This window comes from Protofrankia sp. Cas3, assembly GCF_963555955.1.
Classification (GTDB): domain Bacteria; phylum Actinomycetota; class Actinomycetes; order Frankiales; family Frankiaceae; genus Protofrankia.
Genome location: NZ_CAUVXP010000095.1, coordinates 1 through 23,822, shown reverse-complemented (window position 1 = coordinate 23,822; position 23,822 = coordinate 1). Strand labels below are relative to the sequence as shown.

Genomic DNA, 23,822 nt, shown 5'->3' with positions numbered 1-23,822 from the left:
GGTTACGGTCACCAGATGAGTGTGCGTGGGGATGACCGGGGCACCGCATCGGTCGACGTCGACCGGTCAGATGCCGGCACCGGCACCGGCAGCTTGGACGGTGTCGACCGGCCGCTGTCCCGGCGGTTGCTCGTCGCCGAGGTGTGGCTCGTCTTCGGCGTCTCGCTGGGAGCGTCCGCGCTGTGGGCCGCCGTCCGCTATATCGGCGATCTGACCGCGCCCGGACCGCTGCGCAGCCAGGTTGCCGAGCTGAACTCGTCGGCGGCGCCGGGACGTCCGTGGCTCGACCTTGCGCTGCAGCTGGTCGGTGTCGCGACCGCGTTGGTGCCCGCGCTGCTGGCGTTGTACCTGCTTGTGCGCGACGGTGGTGGCCCGTCCGCCATCGGGTTCGATCGCCGCGAACCCATCCGTGACATCTGTTTCGGTGCCGGCCTGGCCGCCCTGGTAGGTGGCGCCGGCCTCGGGCTGTACCTGCTTGCCTGGCACTCCGGCGCGAACCTGACGGTGGTCCCCACGAGTCTGCCGGACGTGTGGTGGCGCATCCCTGTCCTGCTGCTGTCGGCGGTGGAGAACGCGGTGCTTGAGGAGGTCGTCGTGGTCGGCTACCTGTTGACCCGGCTGCGCCAGGTTGGCTGCAACGACCGGAGCGCGCTGGCAACGAGCGCGATCCTGCGCGGTTCGTACCACCTCTACCAGGGGCTCGGGGGCTTCGTCGCCAATTTGATCATGGGTCTGCTGTTCGGCCGGATCTACCAGCGCTGGGGACGGATCGGCCCGCTTGTGGTGGCTCACTCCTTGATCGATTCTGTCGCGTTTGTCGGCTATGCAACGTTGGCCGGTCGGGTCTCCTGGCTTCCTACACCGTGAGCCGCGCTCAGTGCAGGCATGAGGGCCACGGGATGGTTAACATACGTTGAACAATAATGGTCTTTTGGTTGCCGATGGGTTGCAGGCGTCGGAAGGTGGCAGAGCGGAGCACGTGCCAGGTGGTGGTGATCCGGTCGGATGTGATGAGAGGGGACGGCATGGGCGGTGAACTGAGGGAAGTCGAACGCAAGTTCGTGGTCGAGCCGGTCTTTGTGCTTCCCGCGTTGGACCAATTGCAAGGCGTCGCCACTGTTACCGAACCGGAAACGGTCACCCTGGAGGCGATCTATTACGACTCCGACGACTTTCGGCTGGCCAATAGCAAGATCACATTTCGACGGCGCACCGGCGGGTACGACGACGGTTGGCACCTGAAGTTGCCGATCAAAGTCGGTGAGCGGGACGAGATCCAACGTCCGCTCGAGCCGGCCCCGAATATCGTGCATACGGCTGATGGCGCAAAAGGGGCGAATATCGCTGAGGCTGCCAAGGAGCCGGTCGGCAGCGCCGACCGGCCGCCGGTCGTGATTGATCCAGTACCGGAAGTGTCTGCCGCTGCTTCCGCCGCCGCTGGTCCAGACAATGGTTGGGCGAACCGCACTCCGCCCGACGAGCTGGTCGACCTGGTGCGTGTCCACCTGCGCGGCGCACCGCTTCGACCGGTTGCGCGGCTGGTCACGACCCGCACCGCCATCCGCCTTCGCAACGCCGCCGGCGCTGATCTCGCGGAGGTCGTCGACGATCACGTCAGCGCCCAGACCCTTGGCGGGAACACCGTGCGCGTGCGGCGCAGCCAGTGGCGCGAGATCGAGGTCGAACGTGTCGGTGCCGGTGAGAACAGCCTGCTGGACACGGTCGGCGCGACCCTGACCGCGGCCGGTGCGTCCCAAGCCCCGGACGCGTCCAAGCTGGCGCGGGTGCTCGGGCCGGCGCTGGCGAACCAGCGGCACTCCGACGCGACGGCGCCCCGGGCCAGGCCGAGGTTGAGGTCGCCAGCGGGTGAGGTTGTCCGGTCCTACCTGGCGGCCCAGGTGGAGGCCTTGCTCGCCGCCGATCCACGGGTTCGCCTGGATGCCCCCGATGCCGTACACAAGATGCGGGTGGCGACCCGTCGGTTCCGCAGCACGCTGCGTACCTTTGCGCCGATGTTCGACCCGGCGACCGCCAGCCACCTGGACGGTGAGCTGCGCGATCTGGCCGGTGCGCTGTCCGCGGCCCGCGACTGCGAGGTGATGGTCGAGTACTTCGACGGGCGGATGGCCGCCCTGCCCGCCGAGCTGGTGCGTGGCCCGGTCGGCGAGGCGATCGACAGCCAGCTGCTCGCAGGCCAGGCCGAGGCTCGCACCGAGACCGTGGCGATGCTGCGCAGCGAGCGGTACCTGACACTCGTTGCTGATCTGCGGGCGGTGATCGCCGGACCGCTGCGTGGCCCGGCGACGCAGCCCGCGCGCACCGCCGTCCCGAAGCTGATCGGACGCGCGGACCATCGGCTGACCCGCAAGGTCGAGGCCGCGCTGGCCACTGCGTCCGGCCACGAGCGGGACCTCCAGCTGCACAGTGCCCGCAAGCAGGCCAAGCGTCTGCGGTACGCGGCCGAGACGGCCGCGCCGGTTTTCGGCTCGGACGCGGTGGCGTTCGCCAGGTTGTCCGAGCAGATTCAGGAACTGCTCGGCACGCATCAGGATGCGATCGTCGCCCAGGGGCTGCTTCGCGCCTGGGGCACCGCGGCCGCCGATACCGGTGAGCCGACCGCGTTCACCCTCGGGCTGTTGCTGGGTCTGGAGGAATGCCGGGCGCGTACCGCGGAGCGGGATTTCATCGACTTCTGGCCGGAGGCATCCCGGCCCCGTCACCGTCGCTGGTTGTACTAAGAGCGCCCGGTTATTGATCACCGGTTGTTGGTCACCGGTTATTGGTCGTAGAAGCCGCGTGACCGGTCGTTGCCGACCCAGCGCGCCGGCAGCTCCAGCAGCTGTCGGATCCGGTCCCGGTCAGGCTGGCTGACCGGGGTCTGCAGCAGGATGGTTGAGTCCGGGTCATCCATCGGGCGCAACGACGAGAGCACCAGGCGGATGTCGCCGACGGTCGCGGTGCTGACCGTGACCGTCCGGCTGGTGAACTCATGCGCCGTCCGGCTTTCCCACCAATGGCGCAGCTCAGGTTTGTCGGCCTCGAGCAGTGCGAATATCTCCCGGGTGCGTTCGTCGGTCCGGTCGTCGCGGGGATTGCGATCGGCGTGGTTCCGAAACTGCGCGAGCATGGCCTTTGTCACGGACTCCCAGTCATTCAGCGTGCTGCTGAGCAAACGGCTGGTGATCATCAGATATATGAGGTTTCGGCGCCGGTCGTCGACGAGGGCAGGGTCCGTCCACAGCGCGGCGTAGGCGTCGTTCCACCCGGTGATGTCAAACCTGTGGTCCAGCAGCAGCGCGGGGCTCGTCGCCCAACTGTCCAGGACGGGTTGGAGCAGCCGTGCCGTACCACGGAGTCGATCATGGAGGTGTCGGCGCGCCACCGGTGGCACGTGCAGACCCGCGAGCGCCAGGACGTGTCGTCGGGCCCCGTCGTCCAGCCGCAGCGTGCGTGCCACGGCTTCGACAACCTGCGGGGAAACCGGTACCCGTCCCTGCTCGAGCCAGGTGTACCAGGCGAGCCCCAGGCCAGACAGCTGCGCCACTTCCTCCCGCAGGAGGCCGGGTGTCCGCTCGCGGTGGGCCTGCAGGAATTTGCCGAGCTCCCGTTGCTGGGCATCCCGCTGGACGTTGCTGTTCGCCGCGCTGTTCGCCGCGCTGTCTGTCATGGTCAACCGTCCTGTGGGTTATCGCCCGGACACCGGCAGCTGGGACATGGGTGGAGGTGTCCGGACAGGGCGGTGATCACCTGTCCGGCGAAGATGCAGATGCCGTTGACCGGGCAACTGACCTTTGGGGGACACCTGTCGATGTTGACATTATCGGGGTCGCCACCGACCGGGATCCCGCCCAGTGCGACCTTGCCCTCCCCGGGCGGCTGGCTGCCCGACCTGCGAGGCCACGGTCGGGACGTCGTGGGACGCCGTGGCACGCCGTCCTTACACAGTTCTGACGACTTTCGGACGGAAGGCACACGAGCCACCGAAAGAGTGGTCGATGTCGCGGACCATGGTGGCCGCGCTCGACGGAGGTGACGGCATGAGGATGTCAGTGGCAACGAAGCTGGCCGCGGTGGCGGGCGCCGTGGTGGTAGTGGCCGGCGGGGTCGCGACCGCGGCGCTGGCCGATTCGGGCGGGTCCACCACCGCCGGCATTGCCACGGCCGCCACCGCGGCGGCCAGCACCGACCCCCACCCGGATGCGTCGCCCAAGGGCATGGGCCGCGCCTGGCTCGCCGAAAAGGGCGTGCACGGGGAGTTCGTGGCGCGCACGGCGAACGGCTTCAAGACGTTCGCCGTTCAGCAGGGGACGGTGACGGCCGTGTCCAGCTCGTCGCTGACCGTCCGCAGCGATGACGGGTACATCGGTTCCTACTCGATTACGGATAACACGGTTGTCCGCCAGGGTAAGGACAAAACGGAGATTTCAGCGGTGAAGGTCGGAGCGAAGGTCAGGGTCGGCGCTCGCGTCGACGGCCAGAGCAGGACAGCACTCCGGGTGACTATGCCCGTCAGCTGATATGCCCGTCAGCTGATATGCCCGTCAGCCGAGTCGCCGGTCGGCCCTGGGCGCGCGGATGCTCGTCGGCAGCCGGACGGCGAACGCCGCTCCGCCCTCGGCGGCCACACCGGCCTCGGCGTGGCCGCCGAGTCGTGCCGCGAGGCTGGCGACCAGGGCCAGGCCGAGGCCGGTGGAAACCGGGCGGATACCCCGGTAGCGCTCGTAGAGCACGGACCGGTCAAAGGCGACGGCGAGATCCTCGGGCGTGAGGCCGGGCCCGCCGTCGCGGACCTCTATGACAATGTGCGCACCTTCCTTGCGGAGGGCGAAAACGATCGGTGCGCCGGCTGGTACGACCCGTAGCGCGTTCTCGGCCAGACCGTCGATGATCTGCCGGCACCGGGCCGCGTCGGTTACGGCATCGAGCGGCCCGCTCGGGATCTCCATCCGCAGCTCGACCCCTTCGGCCGCGCACCGCCGCTCCCAGACCTGCGCGGCGGCGCTGACGACCGCGCTCAGGTCGACGGCGGCCAGATCGATGCGGAAGTCATCGGCACCCAGGCGGGCCAGATCGAGAAGGTCGCGGACGAGGCGGTCGAGCCGCAGGGCCTCGGCGAGCAGCACGCGGCCGGTCGCCGCCACCGAGTCAGCCGGCGTGACCTCATCCACCAGGGCCTCGGCAAAGCCGCGGATCGCGGTCAACGGTGTGCGCAGCTCGTGCGAAACGGAAAGCAGGAATTCACGCTGCCGTTCCTCGCTGATCGCCAGGGCGGCGATGAGGTGGTTGAGGGCCTCGCCCACGTCGGCTATCTCCGCAGGCCCGTAAACCTCGACCCGGACGTCCCGGCGGCCAGCCGCCAGTTCGTGCGCCGCGCTGGCCATGGCCCGCAGGGGACGCGCGAGCCGGCGGGCGAGCAGCAGGCCCATCGCGGTCGCGGCGCACAGTGCGACAACGAGCGCGATCGCGAGCCGGCGCGAGACGGGTACGCTGAGTTCCCGACCCTGGGATGCCGGTTGCACCAGGGCTACCGCGCCCCCGTCGGTCAATGGTCGGGCGGCGATGTTCACCCGGCGTCCCGTGACCGTGGCGGCCCGTCCGACCGGATCACCGGCGCTCAGTCTGGCCAGGACCTCGCCCGACAACTCGGCCCGCCCGGCGCCACGCGGTCCCCAGCTTGAGGTCACGACTCCGTCGCCGTCGAGGCGGATGACGGTGATCTGCTGGGCCACAAGCATCCGGCCCACGCCCGGCCTGAACTCGACGGTCTTCGCCGGGCGATCGTAGAACTGCGCGACGAGGTCAGCCTGTCGTCCCAACGCCCGCCGGGCCTGGTCGTCGGCGGCTCCGCCGATCAACCTCAGGAAGATCACTCCCGTGAGGACGACCGTGAGGGTGGCTACGGCGGTGGCCAGCAGAGCCGCTCGCAGCGCAAGTCCGCTGCGGGGCCTGGAGCGGAGCCGAAGCCGAGGCCTGGAGCGGAGCCGGAGCCTGGGGCGGGGCTCAGGCGTCGGCGGTGTAACCGACACCGCGCACCGTCCGGATCGGACTTGCGTCGCCGAGCTTGGCGCGGACCTGGGCAACGTGGACGTCGACGGTCCGGGTGCCCGCCGCCGCCGAATATCCCCACACCTGTGACAGCAGCCGTTCACGGGAGTGGACCAGACCGGGCCGCCGCAGCAGAGTGGACAGCAGGTCGAACTCTGTCGCCGTGAGGACGACATCCCGGCCGTCGGCCAGAACGCGGCGGCGGCCGAGGTCCATCACGACGGTGCCGGCCCGCAGGGTCTGGGAGATGTCGGGTGCGCCGGCCGTGCGGCGTAGCACCGTTCGCAGTCGGGTGACGAGTTCGCGCGGGGAGAAGGGCTTGGTGACGTAGTCGTCCGCGCCCAGTTCCAGACCCAGGATCCGGTCCGCTTCGTCGTCGCGTGCCGTCACGATGAGTACGGGGATCCAGTTCTCCTCGCGCCGTAACGTCCGGATGATGTCCAGGCCGTTCATCCCGGGCAGGCGGATGTCGAGAATGATCGCTACCGGCGCCAGCAGCCTGGCCGCGGCCAGTCCGTCCGCGCCGTCGGCGCAGACATGCGCACCGAACCCGTCACGGGCCAGATACAGCCGGATGAGGTCGGCGATATGGCGCTCGTCCTCGACGACCAGGACGAGACCGGACGAGTCGTCTCCCACAGTCGTCAGTGTGACGGTGGTGAGCGTCGATGCGCGCACTGCCCCCGCGGCGAGTGGCGTGGTACTGCCGCCGGGGACGGCGCCCCGGACGGCAAGACCGACAGCACTGGCAGCGACGGCGACGGCGGCCCGCCGGCGAGGGGCCAGAACCACGATCGCATCGCCTTTGGCCCTGTGGTTATTCGAAAACTTCGGCCTCCGGCGATGCGACAGAACCACGATCGCATCGCCTTTGGCCCCCCTATGCGGAGCAGGACCAGCTGATCGAGCCGGCCAGGGTGCGGCCCGCTGAGGTCTGTCCGCTGAATGACAGCGAACCGCCCGTGGACGTGATCGCGGCGGTGGTTGCGATGGCGTCCACCGCGTACGCGCCTTCGGCGGATGAGCTGACCGAAACGGTGACCAGGGCCGGGTAGGACCCGGGGCCGTGGTAGGCGGCGACCCGCACGGTCTCGGCGACGGTGTATCCGCGAATGACGCCATTGGCGGTTTCGGCATAGCGTCGGCCGGCCTCGCAGGTGACGGTTGTGTCAACATGGCCGGCAACCGCGACTGGTGATGTGATCGATACTGTCAGGGATCCCGGGCCGCCGGTTCCGCGCCCGGCGGGCACAGTGGCCGGCGGGGCGGTCACGGGTGCGGTCACGGGTGCGGTTACGGACGTGGCTGTGGTCGTCACCTGCGATGACGAGGAGGTGGACGCCTGCGTGGTTGCCGCGGCCGCGGTCGTGCGGACGGTATGGGCACCGGCCTGGCACGCTGCCAGCGGAAGAACCGCGACGCCGGCGAGGAGCACGGCGGCCATCCGGGAGCGACTGGCGTGATGACGGTTCATCGTTGTTCGACACCTCTTCGGGCGGGGACGGCTGGGGCTCCTTGCATCTCCGGAGCCTGCCCGGTGTTTGTGAGAGTTGGATGTGCGAACAGATGGTTTGGCTCGAATGGAACTCACATGTCCGTTCGGTGTGATTACGGCCTGCGCGACACGCAGGCGGGATGGGGGGCACATGAGTGACAACGGGAACCGTGATCCGCAGCCGATGCGGGTCCTGGTTGTGGATGATGAGGCGAACATCGTCGATCTTGTGCGCATGTCCTTGCGTTTCCACGGCTTCGACGTGGTCACCGCCGCTTCCGGCCGGGATGCGATTGCCGCTGTCACCGAGACCGCACCGGATCTCGTGGTGCTTGACGTGTTGCTGCCCGACACCGACGGCTTCGAGGTCTGCCGCCGGCTGCGTGACGCGGGCATCGAAACTCCGGTGATCTTTCTGACCGCGCGTGATCGTCAGGCCGACAAGGTCGCCGGTCTGACCTATGGCGGCGACGACTACGTGACCAAGCCCTTTTCCATCGACGAACTGGTGGCCCGGGTGCGCGCAGTGCTCCGGCGGGCGCGACGTGACCAGTTACCACTGACCGCGCAGGTGCTCGCCTTCGCCGATCTCGTCCTGAACGAGGACACCCACGAGGTGACCCGTGACGGTCATCCGCTCGAGCTGTCGCCCACCGAGTTCAAGCTGCTGCGATATCTGCTGGCGAACCCGCGCCGGGTGCTCTCCCGTGCCCAGATCCTTGACGCGGTCTGGAACTACGACTTCGACGGCGGCCACACCATCGTCGACCAGTACGTGAGCTATCTGCGGCGCAAACTCGCGCCGCACGGGCCGCCGTTGATCCACACCCAGCGCGGTTTCGGCTATGTCCTGCGGGAGCCCTGACCGTCGCCGTCAGCCCGTCGGCCCGTCAGCCCGTCAGCCCGTCGGCCGGGACGGCCCGGCGCCGACCCCGAGGCGATCAATGCCCAGCTCGATGTCATCGAGGTCGTCCGCGGTCAGCGCAAGGCCGGCGCCAGCAATCCATCCGTCCACCTGGGCCGGCCTGCGTGCGCCGACGATCGCCGCGCTCACGCCGTCGAACGCCAGGGTCCAGGCGACGGCGACCGCTGCGACTGTCGTGTCGTGTCGCTTCGCCACCGTCCGCAGGATGTCGGCGAGAGCGAGATTGCTGTGAAGCGCTTCGCCGGTGAAGTCCGCCGACCCGCGCCGCCAGTCGTCGGCCGGAAGGTCCGCCGAACGCTGCGCGGTCCATGCCCCGGTGAGTAGTCCCGACTGCATCGGACTGTAGACAATAACCCCGATGTTGTGCTTTGCGCAGTAGGGCAGGACGTCTGTGGCAACGGTCCGCCTGATCGCCGAGAACGGCGGCTGGAGCACATCGACCCCACCTGCATACGCGGCACGTTCGAGCAGTTCGACGTTGACGTTCGACACGCCTACCAACCGGATCTTTCCTTCCGCGCGCAGTTCGTGCAGGGTCGCGACGGAATCCTCGATCGGTGTGCCGTCATTCGGTGGCCAGTGCAGCTGGTAAAGATCGATTCGATCGACCGTCAATCGTCGCAGAGACCCGTCAACCTCGCGGCGGATTGACTCGGGCGCTCCCACCCTCGTGGGCAGGGGCGCTGTGTCCGGGTCCCAGACCACGCCGCACTTGGTGAACACGTACGGCCGGTCGCCGTCGCTGAAATCCGTGAGCGCTCGTGCCACGATCTGCTCGGAGTGCCCGCGCCCGTACACCGCCGCTGTGTCGATCCAGTTCACGCCGTGTTCTACGGCATGCCTGATGGCGGCCACCGATTCATCGTCGTCCTGGGCGCCCCATCCGAATGCGTGCTCCGCACCGCCGATCGCCCAGGCGCCGAAGCCGACCCGGGTGATGTTCAAACCGGTTGCGCCCAAGAGCGCTGTAGGAAGGGTCATGGTCAGTGCGCACCCCCATGCGAGATTCCGGAACCGGATGGTAACGAACACTCCCGGCTAAGAGCGACCGGGACCGTGCCGGCTTCTCCAGCATGAAAGCATCCACCGGCCCGGAAGTCCCGGCGGCCGGGAATGCCAGCGATGTCATGCTTGTCCTGTTGACATTGCCTAACGGCAGGGCGTCGATCATTAATGCCGCCGCGCCGCGAGCGGGTCCGGACACATCGTCCGCCGGGTACCGGACGACCCAGGTCACTATGTGGTCGCGCGGGTCCGTGGGGGTGAAACGCGCCTCGCGTACATCACGTTGAGTAATCAAACTGGTGGTATGGGTCGCCTTCCAGGCAGTAGGCAAGCTGCCCTCGGGGACGCCCTCAGCGAGCGGCGCGCCGCCGGGCGTGCCTGAAGGCCTCGCTATCAACAGTGCTGTCGGCGCGCCTACCGTGACGGCGTCCAGCCCGCCCGAAGCGGTCGACGGTAGCCGTGGAGGTCTGCCGCCTGCGGTTGCCGTGGGTTACCGCGGGCGTTACGCCGCCATCTGGCACGTGAGGTATGTAGTGGACTTCCTTCCCCGGAGACCTCCCGTGATGGCCTGTAGCCGTGTAGCGTCTTCCATGGCCAAGTTCGGCGGTTGGCGTCCACAAGGGACGCCGATGGCGAACACTGTCGTGGGAGCGCCAAAATCCCACTTCAGACGGTCCGGGGCCCGCGCGGTGTGGGTCCTGACTGCACCAGCAGGGAGAACGGCACGTGGCTCAGGGCACGGTTAAGTGGTTCAACTCGGAGAAGGGCTTCGGCTTCATCTCCGTGGACGGCGGCGGTTCGGATGTCTTCGTCCACTACAGCGCGATTGACATGGACGGGTACAAGAGCCTGGAAGAGGGGCAGCGGGTCGAGTTCCAAGTGACCCAGGGACAGAAGGGTCCACAGGCTGACGCCGTTCGGGTCGTCTGAGCCACGAGAGACGTAACTCCACAGTCGTAGGGCGAGGGTCCGCCATCTCCAACTGAGGGGCGGGCTCTTGTCATTTGTCGATGGCGGGGCGATTCGTGCGCAGTCATGGCGTGTCGCGCTTTGCTCCCCTGTCGTTTTTCTTCCGGTTGATCGTGCGCTTTCGCCTGGCTGAACATGTGTGTCCAGCATGTCGGATGCGCCAATTTTGATCTTTAACTCGCCGAACGAAGACTGTTCACCGAATTTTACTGTTGCGCACATCCGTCGGATGAAACGTCCACTGAATCACTTCAGCCAGCCATACTGACGGCGGACTACCGGCCGTGGGATACCAGCAGTTCGGCGATCTGGAGGGTGTTCAACGCCGCGCCTTTGCGGAGGTTGTCGCCGCACACGAACATGGCGAGCTCACACGGGTCGTCGGGCGATTGCCTGATGCGCCCGACCCAGGTCGGATCGGTACCGACGACGTCTGCCGGTGTGGGGAAGTCTCCCGCCGCCGGGTCGTCCAGGACGGCCACCCCCGGCGCCGCACGCAGGACGGCCCGTACGTCATCCGCGGCCACCGGGCGCGCGAACCACGCGTGCACCGCCACCGCGTGGGTCGTCACGACGGGTACCCGTACACAGGTTGCGGACACCTTGAGCCCGGGAAGCCCCAGGATCTTCCGGGACTCGTTCCGGATCTTCATTTCCTCAGACGACCAGCCGCCGTCCTGGTGGGAACCGGCCCACGGCACGACGTTCAGGGCCAGTGGCGCCGGGAACGGGCCGAGCCCGTGCTCCCCGATGGCTTTGCGGACGTCCCCGGCGCTCTGGCCGGGTCCCAGCCAGGTGTCGCCAGCTGCGTCGGTGGACCTGCTGTCGGTGGACCTGCCGGGGGTCGGCATGGCGCCAACCACGGTGGCGAGCTGGGCGTAGAGGGTGTCGATACCAGCCTGGCCTGCTCCGCTCGCCGCCTGGTAGGACGTCGCGACCAGCGATTCCAGCCCGAACACGCGGTGCAGCGCGCCAACCGCGACGATCATCGACAGCGTCGTGCAGTTCGGGTTGGCGATGATCCCGCGCGGCCGGTCCGCCGCCGCCTGCGCGTTCACCTCGGGGACGACCAGCGGGACGTCCGCCTCCATCCGGAAGGCGCCCGAATTGTCAACCGCGATCGCCCCGCGGGACGCCGCGACCGGTGCCCACTGTCTGGAGACCTCGTCCGGGACGTCGAACATGGCGATGTCGACACCGTCGAAGACCTCGGGGGTCAGCGCCAGCACTTCGACGTCGCCGCCGCGCAGTCGCAGTCTGCGCCCGGCGGACCGCGCGGAGGCGATCAGTCGGATTTCGCCCCAGATATCCGGGCGTTCGCCCAGCAGCGAGAGCATCACGGTGCCGACCGCACCGGTTGCGCCGACCACGGCCAGCGTGGGACGGCTGCCGGCCGCTGGCGCGGTCATCGACCGGTCCCCGCGTACACGATTGCCTGACTGTCAGGATCGGCGAGTTCGAACGCGCTGTGGACGGCTCGGACAGCGACCTGCAGGTCGGTGTCGCGGATGACCACCGAAATCCGAATCTCAGAGGTCGAAATGATCTCCACATTGACCCCGGCGTCCGCGAGTGCGCCGAAGAAGCGGGCCGACACCCCCGGGTGCGACTTCATCCCGGCACCGATCAGCGAGACCTTGCCGATGTGATCGTCATACAGGGTCCGTTCGAAGCCGATCTCACCACGGACCTTCTCCAGCGCGGTCAGCGCGGTGCGGCCGTCGGTCTTCGGAAGGGTGAAGGAGATGTCGGTCCGCCCGGTGCCGGCCACCGACCCGACCTGCACGATCATGTCGAGGTTGACGTCCGCGTCGGCGACGGCCCGGAAGACGGCGGCGGCCACGCCGGGCTTGTCCGGGCAGCCGGCCACGGTCACCTTCGCCTCGCTCTGGTCGTGAGCGACCCCACGAATGATGGCCTGTTCCACGAGCTCTGCCTCCGGAATCTCGGTGACCCACGTACCCGGCTTCGAGGAGAACGAGGACCGGACGTGTACGGGGACGGTGTAGCGGCGTGCGTACTCGACACAGCGAAGCATCAGCACCTTGGCTCCGCAGGCCGCCATCTCCATCATTTCCTCGTAGGAAATGCGCTCGATGCGGCGGGCGTCCGGCACGATCCGCGGGTCGGCGGTGAAAACGCCGTCCACATCGGTGTAGATCTCGCAGAAGTCGGCCTGCAGTGCGGCTGCGAGGGCCACAGCGGTTGTATCCGAGCCGCCCCGACCGAGCGTTGTCACGTCCTTCGTATCCTGGCTGACGCCCTGGAAACCGGCGACGATCGCAATCGCTCCCGAGTCCAGAGCGTCGCGGATGCGCCCCGGCGTGACATCGATGATGCGGGCCTTGCCGTGCGCCGAAGTCGTGATCACGCCGGCCTGGGAGCCCGTGAACGAGCGTGCCTCGGCGCCCAGGTTCGAGATCGCCATGGCCAGCAGCGCCATTGAGATGCGTTCACCGGCGGTGAGCAGCATGTCAAGCTCGCGGGCCGGCGGAACAGGCGTGACCTGTTCGGCGAGTGCGAGCAGGTCGTCGGTGGTGTCACCCATCGCGCTCACCACGACTACCACGTCGTCGCCGCAACGGCGTTGAGCCACGATCCGCGCGGCGACCCGTTTGATCCGGTCGGCATCCGAGACGGAGGAACCGCCGAACTTCGCCACCACGACCGCCATGCGCTCCAGGTTACTGGGCACTGCGGGGCTGCGAGAAGGGCTGCGGCTACACCGCTTTCTGCCAGGCTACGAGCCGTCCTGCCGGAGCCGAGGGCGGGCTTGTCAGCCGGGGGGAATGGGCGCTGTCAGAACGATCCTGAATATCATATTTCGACGACCACGAAAAGAGCCGCTCGCGCTCTGGCTGAAAATCCGCGATCGCGATATTAGGGAGGGCACACGGATGTGCGGGATGTGCATCATCCGCCGGTGTGGTACCGATCACGGTCGAGCCATAGCGGATGAAACATGTATTTCGTGAGTTCATCAGCTGATAACCGGGCATTCCTGGGTATTGTGTACACTGCCATCGTCGCGGATGGTGGTCGATGTTCGCCGTCTCGTGCAGGCCCCGTGAGTGTGCAGGCCGAGGTACCGCTATGCTCCGTTCGTCCTACTTGGGGGGGACACCAAGATTGGGACCTACGAAGGGCTTGAAGAGCCAGTGATGATCAAGTATGGCGCGCGGTGGAGTGCGAGCGTGGTGCTCTCCGCCGCTCTCCTCACCGGTGGGCTTGTCGCCTGTAAGCCAGCTGATTCGGGCCTGACGCAACCCGCCCACGGTACGGCGTCCCCGACGGGAAGTCAGCTGCCTCGGACTCCCGCGGGCGCCGCAACCACGCCGCCGGCCGTGACGGCTGTCCCGTCGCCGACCGCCACGCGCGGCGCCCAGGCCCCGGCAGTCACGCAGACCCTGCCGGCTCTCCCGGCCGGTGGTGCCGGCATGCCGGTTATACCCTCGGCGCCGGCGCCATTGCGGACGGTCAGAGTGTCAACGGCCCAGCAGCTGACCGCCGCGCTCGCGGCAGCCCAGCCTGGGGACCTCATCGCGCTCGCGGACGGCCAGTACAGCGGACACTTCGTCGCCGACAGGCCGGCGACGGCGAAGGCTCCGATCACGGTGCGTGGCTCGCGCAACGCGGTGATCGACGGTGGTTCGATCGACAGCGGCTATTCCTTCCACCTCGACAACGCCGACTACTGGCGGCTGGAGGGCTTCACGATCCAGAGCGGCCAGAAGGGCGTGATGACCGACCAGACCAACGGGGCGGTCATCTCCGGGCTGCTGGTGCGCAACGTCGGTGACGAGGCCATCCATCTGCGGAACTTCTCCACCGACAATTTCGTCGTGGGATGCGTCGTCAGTGGTACCGGGCGCAAGGAACCGGGCTTCGGAGAGGGCATCTACATCGGCACGGCCAAGTCGAACTGGGAGAAGTTCAGCGGCGGGAAGCCGGACAACTCCGACCGTAACAAGATTATTGGAAACACGATCAGTGGGGTGACCGCGGAGGCGGTTGACATCAAGGAGGCCACGACCGGTGGTGTCCTGGGGAACAACACCTTCAACGGTTCGGCCATCACGGGCGCCAACTCCGCGGACTCGTGGGTCGATGTGAAGGGCAACGACTGGCTCATCGAGGGCAACACCGGGGTGGACAGCCCGAAGGACGGCATCCAGACCCACGTCATCATCGACGGCTGGGGCACGGGGAACATCATCACCGGGAACAAGCTCGACGTCGACGGTCCCGGCTTCGGCGTCAGCATCGACAAGCCGAGCAACACCGCGAACATCGTCTCATGCACCAACATCGTCATCGCGGCGGCCGACGGCCTGTTCAACGTGCCCTGCGTGAAGTAACCGGCGGGAAGCTTCAGCCCGGGTCCGTCATTGCGGACCCGGGTCCGGGCTCTCGCCGTCTCACAGGCGCGTCTGAGTCCTTCAACAGCCGTCCAGCAGGGGCAGAGCGCTTCCGTCGTTCTGCCGAGGCTGCGTGAGAGCTGGCTCGCAGCGGACGGATCTGGTCGGGAGCGCGTCTTTGCCGGGGGCGCCGAGCCGGTCGGTGCATCCTCCGCGGGTACGGCATACGAAGCGGCGCAAACGGGTAGCCGCCAGATCTCGGACATCCGATTCCCACCGGGCGGACGAAGCGCCGAACCCCTCCCGGATTTCTCGAACCTGACGAACCTGAAGCGACAGTTGAAGGCACGGTCCGGAGCCCCGGTCGCCGTAGCGTATATGCAGGGGTTTGTGGACTTCTCTCTTCAGCGGCCGCTTCCGGCTGGGCTGGTCTCGGCGTTCTGGACGATCCTGGCGGACGCCCATGGCCTGGTGGACCGCGGATCCGTTATTGATCGCGAGGGACGCTCGGTGGTTGCGGTGAGCTTTGATTCGGACTTCGGCGGTCTACCAACACGCTATCTGCTTGTCGCGGACCGGACGACCGGCACGCTGCTCGGCTACGAGCAGGTTCTTACCTCGAAGCCTGGAAAGCTCGGCGTTTCCATCCCGGCGGTCATCAGCTATCAGTTGTGGTTGGCTGCGGGCAGCGCCAGAAATGTGACCGACACCCTGTAGGTTCTGTCGGGGATTCTGAAGTCGGCACAGCTGGACAATGATGCAGGGGGCACCGTTTTCCGGTGTCCCCTGCATCATTCAACGATTCAACGATTCAACGATTCAACGACTAGAGCTGGAACTCGTCTGCCTTGTCATTCCAGCTGCCGCCACCGATGCTGCTTCCCCGAATCATTGCTGTCAAGACCGGGTGGTCTGAGCGGTATAAAATTGGATCTTCACTCCACCTGCGGCGATCGAGTGGGTGACTTTCCGCTTGGGGTTCGATGATTTGACCAATATTGATTTGATCTGCTTGTAGCAAGTAGTCTTTGGTAAATTTCTGATCAAAAAATGAAGTTATTTGTTGTCTCTTAATAGAGATTGAGTTGCCGGTCTCATCGACGCGCATACCGTCCTGCTGGCATGCCTGTCCGCTCATGGTGTCAGGCCGGTTACGGACGAGAGGCCGTCGCGACCTGGTGTTTTAGTGGTGAGGCTCCTGGTGGCTGCCCCACCGATCACCTTTAGTAATGATCCTCTTAGGGTGACCATATGGTCGCTGCATCTGCGGACCAACAATTCTTCGGCCGAGCTGCTGCGTGCGCAGCTTCTTGCTGACAGTGTCTGCTTTCTATCCCAATACCGGATGAATCGGCATCCGATCAAGAGTGCCAGCGGCCTGCCTGGGTGCGCTGGTCGTGGGATGTGGCCGGCCTGATCGGTTTTGCGCGTGGTCGCGGAGGGTGAGTCAGCGTGTCGGTGGGGCGTGTGTTCGGGATGTGGCGGCGCAGGTTTCGCTTCGGGTGCACCCGAGAGCGGGGATCGACGCCGCAGGCGGTCGGGATCGCCGGGTTGGCTGTGGTGCTACTGGCAAGCCCGATGGTGCCGGCGTCCGGCACGGTCGGCGGCCGGCATCCCACGCGGGCCGAGGCCATCGCGACCACCCCGGCAACGGCATCCCAGCCGGTCCCGGACGCGTCGGGTGATGTCACGGTGAACGGCTGGGGCGACGGCGCCGGTTACCACCTTGCGGTCGCCACCGAATCGGCTGGCTGGTCGTGGCGGGACCTCGCCGTGTTGCGACCCGGTGGTCGCGACGACTCGTCGTGGATCGGTTACCAGTGTGTCTCCGGTGACGGCCGATACGCGGCGGTCGCCGTTCTGCCCGCTTCGGCAGCCAACAACGCCCCGGCCCGGGACCACGGCGCCACCGGGTATGCGGTGGATCTGCTCAGCGGCACGGTGCGGCCGGTGGCCAGCGGTGTCGGGCTGAAGTACCACTCGCCGGGTTGCGGTACCGGCGACGACGCGGTGTTCACCTTCAACGGTGACGTCGACCAGCGGACGACGACGATCCTGACTGTCGATCTGGCCAAGGGTTCGGTTGCGGGGCGCAGCACGGTGGCGGGACAGGTCACTTCGGTGGTGCCCACGCCGCAGGGGCCGGTCGGCGTCCTGGGTAGCGCCCTGGTGCGGGTTCCTGCCGGCGGGACGCCGGTGTCACTCGCTGCCGTCGACGGGGCCGCGTATGACCTGCGTCCGACCGCGGACGGTGGTGTTGCCTTCCTCAGCCTGCGTGATCGCGCGCCGACCGCGACGGTCGCGGTGGAGCGGTCGGGGCAGGTGACCACGCTCGGGTCCGGTCCCGCTACGGAGGTGCACCTGTTCCAGGGGAGGGGCGGGCATCCCGTCCTGGCCGGGGCGACCACAGCGCCACCCGGCGGGGCCGGCCTGGTCGGCGTACCCGCCGGTGGACTGCCGCACGGTGCGACCGCGGCCTCTCTCGACGGCCATGCCCTGCTGGGAGTCGGAACCGCAGGTGATCAGTCTGCTCCGTTGATTCTCGACACCCGGACCAGATCGGTCCTCACCCGTCCGGCGGCTGCGCCTGGTGCCCGTACCTGGACGGCGGTACCCGCGCCGGCAACGGCGGCGCCGAGCGGATACGCCACGCGCAGCGGCCCGTCCATTCAGCCCATCGTGAGCGTGATCCCGATCGCGGCCGGCAGCCCGACGTGCGCCGTCCCGCGCCTGGCTGAGAACCGCCAGGTGCTCCAGCCGTTCGCGAACCAGATCGACTGGGCGACACAGCTCGCCGAACAGGGTCTGCTGACCGGGTCGTCGGTGCAGCGGCCCGCCGGCTACGCCAACCTCGGGCTGGCCGCCTACGCGGCGAACAGCGACTTCCCGAAGATCGCCCTGCACCACCCGACCGGCGACACCTGGGACTCGGTTCCCCGGTCGGTCTACGAGGCGATCCTGGCCCAGGAGAGCAACTGGAGCCAGGCATCCTGGCATGCGCTGCCGGGCATTGCCGGAAACCCGCTCATCGCCGACTACTACGGTTCGGGCGGCGGGATCACCACGATCAACTACTCGGCCGCGGACTGCGGGTACGGCGTCGGCCAGGTGACCACCGGGATGACGGCCGCGGACACCACATACTCCGCCAACGGTAAAACCAAGATTGCCATTGACTACGAGGAGAACATAGCCGCCGGCCTGCAGGTCCTTGAGAAGACCTGGAACCAGCTCTACGACGCCGGTATCACCGCCAACGGCGGGAATCCCCGTTACCTGGAGAACTGGTACTTCGCCGCGTGGGCCTACAACACCGGTATCCAGCCGACGGCGAAGTACGGCAACACCACCGGATGCACACCGAGCCCGACCTGCGTCGGTCCGGACGGCACCTGGGGGCTGGGGTGGACCAACAACCCGAAGAACCCCGACTACCCGCCCAACCGGGTTCCCTTCCTGCGTGACACCTACGCCGACGCCGCGCATCCCTCGCAGTGGCCCTACCAGGAACGGGTAATGGGGTGGATGGGCAGCCCGATCCTCTGGTTCGGCCACGCCGCCTATGCCACCCCGACCTACCACGGCGGCAGCACCTGGCTGCAGATCCCCGGGGTCAACACTTTCTGCACGACCGACAACAAGTGCGACCCGAACTACACCAACGCCACCGACCCGACCGCGAGCTTCTGCACGTTGACCGACCGGGAGTGCTGGTGGCACCTGCCGGCCACCTGGGTGGCGAACTGTGCGACAACCTGTGCCACCAGTGACTATTCGGCCGCTGCCGGCTCGACCGAACCGGCGGCCGGGGCCGACCCGCATCCGCCGACCTGTTCCCTGGACACCGCCAAGGTGCCCACCACATCCAGCGGCCCGCCGATCATCGTGGACGAGTCGCAGAGCCAGCCACCGCTGAACCTTGTCGGCTGCGGGTCGTCGAACTGGTCCCAGGGTGGCACGTTCAGCTATACCTACGGCGCCAACGCGGCCGGTGACCCGATCGGTGCGATCGACACCCATCAGCTCGGCGCCGGTTTCGGTGGTCACATCCTGTTCACACACACCGAGAACGGTTCTGATTCGAGCCTGGTCAACACCGGTACCTGGACGCCGACCCTCCCACGGTTGCAGTACTACAAGATTAAGATCCACATTCCGGCGACGGGAGCCTCCGCTACCGACGTGGTCTACAAGATCTACCCCGGTGGCGGGGCGAACCCGTGGAAGATCCGGGTCAACCAGCACTGGGGATCCGAACAGTGGGTCACGATCGGGACCTTCGCCATGCAGAACGGCGGGTATGTCCAGCTGAGCAACACCAGCACGGACACCGCCTACGGCGACACCAGCTACAGCAACTACGACGTCGCGTACGACGCGATCGCCTTCGTCCAGATGGGCGGTACTCCCGGTACGCCCATCGGCGGCCCACCGCAGGTGATCGACGCGCCCAAGGGCAGTAACCCGGCCTGGGTACAGTGCGGCTGCGCCCGACGCACCGCCGGTGATCCCGTCGACACCAGCACCGGCTATTTCGGTCAGACCTTCACCGACCTGGCCACTCCTGGGCGGGGCATGCCGCTGGACTTCACCCGAACCTATGCCTCCGCGCTGGCCGACCCGGCCGGCCCGAACGGGTCGGCGGTGCTGAACGGCCCGTTCGGTTATGGGTGGACCTTCTCCTACAACCTGTCGACCGTCACCGACAGTGCGACCGGCAACGTCACGGTCAAGCAGGAGGACGGCTCTCAGGTCACGTTCGTCAACTCCTCCGGCGTCTACACTCCGTCAGCGCCCAGGTATGACGCGACTCTGGTCAAGAATGGTTCGTCCTATGTGTTCACCCGGCGGAGTAGCCAGATCTTCAGCTTCGACGTGGCCACGGGCCGGCTGGTCTCGGAGACGGATCTGGCGGGCAGCAAGGCCAGCCCGGCATATGCCACGGCGCTGACCTACGACAGCTCCGGGCATCTGAGTAGCATCACCGACCCGGCTGCGCGCACTTATACGCTCACCTGGACCGGCAACCACATCACCGGCCTGTCCGACACGGCTGGGCGCCAGGTCACCTACGGCTATGACGCGGCTGGCAACCTCACCGACGTCTTCGGGGTCGGCACCACCCGCAGTCCGTCGGTGGGGAACAACGACCGGAGCCAGTACACCTACACCGCCGCGCATCTGCTGAATTCCATGCGTGAACCGGTCGCGTACGGCAGTACCGCCACCCCGACCCCGGTCGTCGGCATGACCTATGACAGCGCAGAGCGGGTCACGGCCCAGACCGACCAGCTCGGCCACACCACCACGTTCACCTACGGCCCGAACACGGCGGCGAACCTGGTAGCCGGGCAGACCCAGGTCACCGACCCGGCTGGTCACAAGACCGTGTACACCTACACCGGCGGCCTGCTGACCTCGGAGACCCGTGGCGCTGGGACGGCCGATGCCGGGACCTGGAGCTACACCTACGACCCGGTCAGCCTCGGGGTCACCTCGATCACCGACCCGAACGGGAACTTCCAGACCTTCAGCTACGACGATCACGGCAATCAGATCTCCGCCAGTGATCCGCGCGGGTTCACCACCTCCCGCACCTATGACGACCGGGACAACCTCGTCGCGACGATCGACCCGACCGGGACGCAGACCAGCTACGGCTACGACGAGGCCGGGCACATCGCCACCAGCACCGGCACCAACGACGGCACGTCCGCGTACAAGCTGCCGACCAGCATCACGCTGCAACAGGTCGACCAGGCCGCTGAAGTTTCCAACGGTAATCCGCCCTCGACCGTGGTCCGCTCCGCGAGCTTCTACTACGACGACGCCGCGCATCCCGATGACGTCTCCCGCACGGTGAACGCGCGCGGGAACACGACGACGAACACCTACGACAGCTTCGGTGACCTCGCCAGCACGAAGGACCCCGAAGGCAACACCACCAAATATGGCTACGACACCGCCCGCGGCCTGCGCACCTCGGTTGTCTCGCCGATCGGCGTGTCCGCTGGCATCGTCCCCGGCTGCACCCCGCCGGCCACGGGCTGCACCACCTACAGTTACAACGCCTGGAACAACCCGATCAAAACCACCGACCCGCTCGGTGACGTCAGCTCCGCGACCTATGACGCCGACGGCAACAGGACCTCGGCCACAGACGCCAACAACCGGACGACGACCTACACCTACGACCTCGCCGACCGGCAGACCGTGACGACCCGGCCGGACGCCACGACTCTCAAGACCGACTACAACGCCGACAACACCGTCGCGGACATCGTCGACGGGGCTGCCCACAAGACCACTTATGGCTACGACAACCAGGGCCGGCGGACCACCCGGACCGATCCCGGGTCCCACACGATCACCTGGAAGTACGACACGGCCGGCAGGCTGCTGACACTCGCTGACGCGGCCGGCCGGGTGACCACCTACGGGTACGACGCCGCCGGTCACCAGACCACGGTGGGCTATTCGGACGGCGCTACCCCGAACGTGACGGCGACGACGTACGACGGCCTCGGGCGGCGTACGTCCACGACCGACGGCACCGGGACCAGCCACTGGTCCTACGACTCCTTCGGTGAGATCACCTCCTACACCAACGGCGCCGGAGCCACGGTAGGTTACAGCTACGACGCTGTCGGCAACGTCACCTCGATCGCCTACCCCGGTGGTAGTGGCCGGAGCGTCACCCGAACGTTCGACAAGGACGACCGGCTGGTCACCGTTCAGGACTGGAATGCCAAGAGCACGTCGTTCGGGTACGACCGCGACAGCGATCTGCTCACGACGACCTACCCCAACAACACCAGTGTCACCGGGAGTTTCGACAAGGCCGACCAGCTCACCGGCTCCACGTTGAAGGCCGGCAGCACCACGCTTGCCTCCCTGACCAGCCCCCGGGACGCCGCCGGCCAGGTCAGCGGGGAGACACCGACCGGTGTTCCGGGTAGCGCGCAAACTTTTGCTTACACGGCGTTGGAGCAGCTCAAGTCGACGACCGTCGGCGGTACCACTACCTCCTACGCCTATGACGCCGCGGACAACCCGACCACGGTCGGCGCTACGACGCAGACCTTCGATGTGACAAGCAGGCTGTGCTGGACCACCACGGCCACCCCGCCCGCGAACCCGGCCTGCGCCAGCACACCCAGCGGCGCCACCACCTACACCTACGACACCGAAGGCGACCGGACCAAGAGCACCGCCGGGAGCGCGGTCACCACCTACGCCTACGACCAGGCGAGCAGGCTCACCGGGTTCACGAAGAGCGGAACCACGGCGAGTTACACCTATGACGGATCCGGCCTGCGTGCCTCCAAGACCGTCAACGGCGCTACGACTCCGTTCACCTGGGGCGTGGGTGGTGAGCTCCTGTACGACGGTGTCACCGCTTATGTCTATGGGCCGGGTGGTGTGCCGATCGAGCAGATCGGTGGGAGTGCCACGCAGTGGTTCTTCTGTGATCAAATTGGTTCCGTCCGGGCGTTGACGGATTCCACTGGGGCGGTGGTCGGCGGCTACGGCTATACCCCGTGGGGTGCGGTGAGCGCTCATACGGGTGCGGTGGGTTCGGTGTTGGGCTTCACCGGGCAGTACACCGACGCTGAAAGTGGGCTGCTGTATCTGCGGGCCCGTTATTACGATCCGGCCACGGCGCAGTTCCTGACGGTCGATCCCGCTCTGGATCTCACGCACAGTCCGTATGGGTATGTCGGGGGGAATCCGCTCAACGACGCGGATCCGAGCGGGCTGTGCGGGTTCTGGTGCAAGGTCGGTACCGGTATTGGTATCGGTGCGGCGGTCGTGGGCACCGCGGCGTGCATTGTTCTTGAGCCGTGTGGTCTGGTTGAGGCCGGTGGTGTGGCGCTTGCTTCGGGTGCGCTCGTGCTCGGTGGTGGGGTCACGATCGCGGCCGAGACCGGGGGTGTCGTCGCGGGTGGCGCGATGGTGGGCGGCTTCATCGGTGGCGTGTCCGCTGCGGTAGCAAGCGGCGACGGCGGTTCCAGCAGCAACTCCAGTGGCGGTTCCAGCGGTTCCAGCGGTCCCCATAGCTCCGGCAGCTCGGGCGGCATGGATGGCTGTTCTGACGCGGCCTATCAGGGAGTTCTCCATACGAGAGAAGAACTGGAAAGAGAAATTGCGAATGGCTTGCCGAGAAATCATGATTTTGGAATGTCTGACGATCAGTTGGCTGACTATTTCGATTCCTTCGCTAATGGACCGGGGGGTCGGCCGCTTGATGGCGGCGGCACTGGTTGGTATGATACCGAAAGGGGTATGACAATAATTAAGAACTCCGAACATTCAATGACCGGATTCAAAGAGTCTTACACGAAATTTCTCGGACGAATTGCTGGAAGGTAATGGGACTACAGCGATCGGAGTGCTGGATGCGCTCGACGCGGGTTCGCTGGTGACAGGCTCGGGGTGTACCGGGATGTCCGTCGATCCGGTGGCTGGTCGTCCGACACGCGTACATGTGGTCGACGCGTTGCATCAAGGGGATTTCTCGACGGTAACCGAGGCTGTCCACGCCGCGCAGTCTGGTGATCGGATTCTGGTGCGTCCCGGTTTGTACGAGGGGCCGATCCTGCTCGACAAGCTGGTGGAAGTGGTGGGGGACGGGCCGGCCGAGGAGATCATTATTGTGGCGAGTGAGGGCACCGTGGTGATGTTCACCGCGTCGAACGGGTCGGTGCGGGGGTTGACGCTGCGGGCGACCGGGCAGCCGCGGGACCGGGCGGTGGTTGACGTCCGTGCGGGTTGCCTCGTCCTGGATGGGTGCGGTATCAGCGGGAGCGGCACCGGTGTGGTGGTCCGCGGGGATGCTGACCCTCGCGTCCAGCACTGCCGTATCCACCATATGGCCGGCAATGGCATCTACGTTTGCGACCATGGTGCGGGGCTGTTTGAGGATAATGAAATCACTGGCAACACCCTGTCCAACGTCGCCGTGGGGTCGGGGGGGAATCCGACGGTCCGAGGCAACTGCATCACCAACTCCCAGGATGCCGGC

Annotated in this window: 17 protein-coding genes; 9 read left to right on the top strand and 8 right to left on the bottom strand. The window is 66.9% G+C overall.

The window, feature by feature from the left end; all coding sequences use genetic code 11:
* The first annotated feature begins 15 nt into the window (after window positions 1-15).
* A complete protein-coding gene (locus U9983_RS17265; protein WP_322755024.1) occupies window positions 16-867 on the top strand; it encodes a CPBP family intramembrane glutamic endopeptidase in 852 nt (283 codons plus the stop codon).
* Window positions 868-1,025: 158 nt separating this feature from the next.
* Complete coding sequence (locus U9983_RS17260) at window positions 1,026-2,738, top strand: CYTH and CHAD domain-containing protein (protein ID WP_322755023.1); 1,713 nt, start codon at window positions 1,026-1,028, stop codon at window positions 2,736-2,738.
* A gap of 38 nt (window positions 2,739-2,776) precedes the next feature.
* On the opposite strand, the gene U9983_RS17255 is transcribed toward U9983_RS17260, so the two are convergent.
* On the bottom strand, window positions 2,777-3,667 hold the full coding sequence (locus U9983_RS17255) for a helix-turn-helix transcriptional regulator (RefSeq protein WP_322755022.1): 891 nt from the start codon (window positions 3,665-3,667) through the stop codon (window positions 2,777-2,779).
* Between the two features lie 328 nt (window positions 3,668-3,995).
* Between U9983_RS17255 and U9983_RS17250 the strand changes: the two genes are divergently transcribed.
* Window positions 3,996-4,517: a hypothetical protein gene (locus U9983_RS17250; RefSeq protein ID WP_322755021.1), complete on the top strand. Its 522-nt coding sequence runs from the start codon at window positions 3,996-3,998 to the stop codon at window positions 4,515-4,517.
* A gap of 24 nt (window positions 4,518-4,541) precedes the next feature.
* Here U9983_RS17250 and U9983_RS17245 read toward each other — a convergent pair whose 3' ends face one another.
* The 3 genes from U9983_RS17245 to U9983_RS17235 form a co-directional block, all read right to left on the bottom strand.
* Complete coding sequence (locus U9983_RS17245; protein WP_322755020.1) at window positions 4,542-6,026, bottom strand: HAMP domain-containing sensor histidine kinase; 1,485 nt, start codon at window positions 6,024-6,026, stop codon at window positions 4,542-4,544.
* Window positions 6,001-6,684, bottom strand: coding sequence for a response regulator transcription factor (locus tag U9983_RS17240; protein WP_416210392.1), 684 nt, complete (start codon window positions 6,682-6,684; stop codon window positions 6,001-6,003). The genes U9983_RS17245 and U9983_RS17240 overlap by 26 nt, the downstream gene beginning before the upstream one ends.
* Window positions 6,685-6,925: 241 nt before the next feature.
* Window positions 6,926-7,519: a hypothetical protein gene (locus U9983_RS17235; RefSeq protein ID WP_322755018.1), complete on the bottom strand. Its 594-nt coding sequence runs from the start codon at window positions 7,517-7,519 to the stop codon at window positions 6,926-6,928.
* 172 nt (window positions 7,520-7,691) lie between these two features.
* Here U9983_RS17235 and U9983_RS17230 point away from each other — a divergent pair, with 172 nt between their 5' ends.
* Window positions 7,692-8,405, top strand: a complete 714-nt coding sequence (locus U9983_RS17230; RefSeq protein WP_322755017.1) for a response regulator transcription factor — start codon at window positions 7,692-7,694, stop codon at window positions 8,403-8,405.
* A gap of 33 nt (window positions 8,406-8,438) precedes the next feature.
* Here U9983_RS17230 and U9983_RS17225 read toward each other — a convergent pair whose 3' ends face one another.
* A complete protein-coding gene (locus U9983_RS17225) occupies window positions 8,439-9,446 on the bottom strand; it encodes an aldo/keto reductase (protein WP_322755016.1) in 1,008 nt (335 codons plus the stop codon).
* A 750-nt stretch (window positions 9,447-10,196) separates the two neighbouring features.
* On the opposite strand from U9983_RS17225, the gene U9983_RS17220 reads away from it, so the two are divergent.
* Window positions 10,197-10,400 (top strand): cold-shock protein, encoded by a 204-nt coding sequence (locus U9983_RS17220; protein ID WP_013872098.1) that lies wholly within the window; start codon window positions 10,197-10,199, stop codon window positions 10,398-10,400.
* Window positions 10,401-10,714: 314 nt separating this feature from the next.
* Here the strand turns inward: U9983_RS17220 and U9983_RS17215 are convergent, their stop codons facing one another.
* Together U9983_RS17215 and U9983_RS17210 are read right to left on the bottom strand one after the other, a co-directional pair.
* Window positions 10,715-11,848: an aspartate-semialdehyde dehydrogenase gene (locus U9983_RS17215; protein WP_322755015.1), complete on the bottom strand. Its 1,134-nt coding sequence runs from the start codon at window positions 11,846-11,848 to the stop codon at window positions 10,715-10,717.
* Window positions 11,845-13,113 carry an aspartate kinase gene (locus U9983_RS17210; RefSeq protein ID WP_322748712.1) on the bottom strand — a complete coding sequence of 423 codons (1,269 nt, stop codon included), beginning with the start codon at window positions 13,111-13,113 and terminating at the stop codon, window positions 11,845-11,847. The genes U9983_RS17215 and U9983_RS17210 overlap by 4 nt, the downstream gene beginning before the upstream one ends.
* Before the next feature lie 487 nt (window positions 13,114-13,600).
* Between U9983_RS17210 and U9983_RS17205 the strand changes: the two genes are divergently transcribed.
* Both U9983_RS17205 and U9983_RS17200 read left to right on the top strand, forming a co-directional pair.
* Window positions 13,601-14,797, top strand: a complete 1,197-nt coding sequence (locus U9983_RS17205; RefSeq protein ID WP_322755014.1) for a right-handed parallel beta-helix repeat-containing protein — start codon at window positions 13,601-13,603, stop codon at window positions 14,795-14,797.
* A gap of 390 nt (window positions 14,798-15,187) precedes the next feature.
* On the top strand, window positions 15,188-15,514 hold the full coding sequence (locus U9983_RS17200; protein WP_322755013.1) for a hypothetical protein: 327 nt from the start codon (window positions 15,188-15,190) through the stop codon (window positions 15,512-15,514).
* 109 nt (window positions 15,515-15,623) lie between these two features.
* On the opposite strand, the gene U9983_RS17195 is transcribed toward U9983_RS17200, so the two are convergent.
* Window positions 15,624-15,905, bottom strand: a complete 282-nt coding sequence (locus tag U9983_RS17195) for a hypothetical protein (RefSeq protein WP_322755012.1) — start codon at window positions 15,903-15,905, stop codon at window positions 15,624-15,626.
* A gap of 344 nt (window positions 15,906-16,249) precedes the next feature.
* On the opposite strand from U9983_RS17195, the gene U9983_RS17190 reads away from it, so the two are divergent.
* Together U9983_RS17190 and U9983_RS17185 are read left to right on the top strand one after the other, a co-directional pair.
* Complete coding sequence (locus tag U9983_RS17190; RefSeq protein WP_322755011.1) at window positions 16,250-23,170, top strand: RHS repeat-associated core domain-containing protein; 6,921 nt, start codon at window positions 16,250-16,252, stop codon at window positions 23,168-23,170.
* A 73-nt stretch (window positions 23,171-23,243) separates the two neighbouring features.
* The coding region (locus tag U9983_RS17185) for a right-handed parallel beta-helix repeat-containing protein (RefSeq protein WP_322755010.1) at window positions 23,244-23,822 on the top strand (579 nt) is incomplete at its 3' end.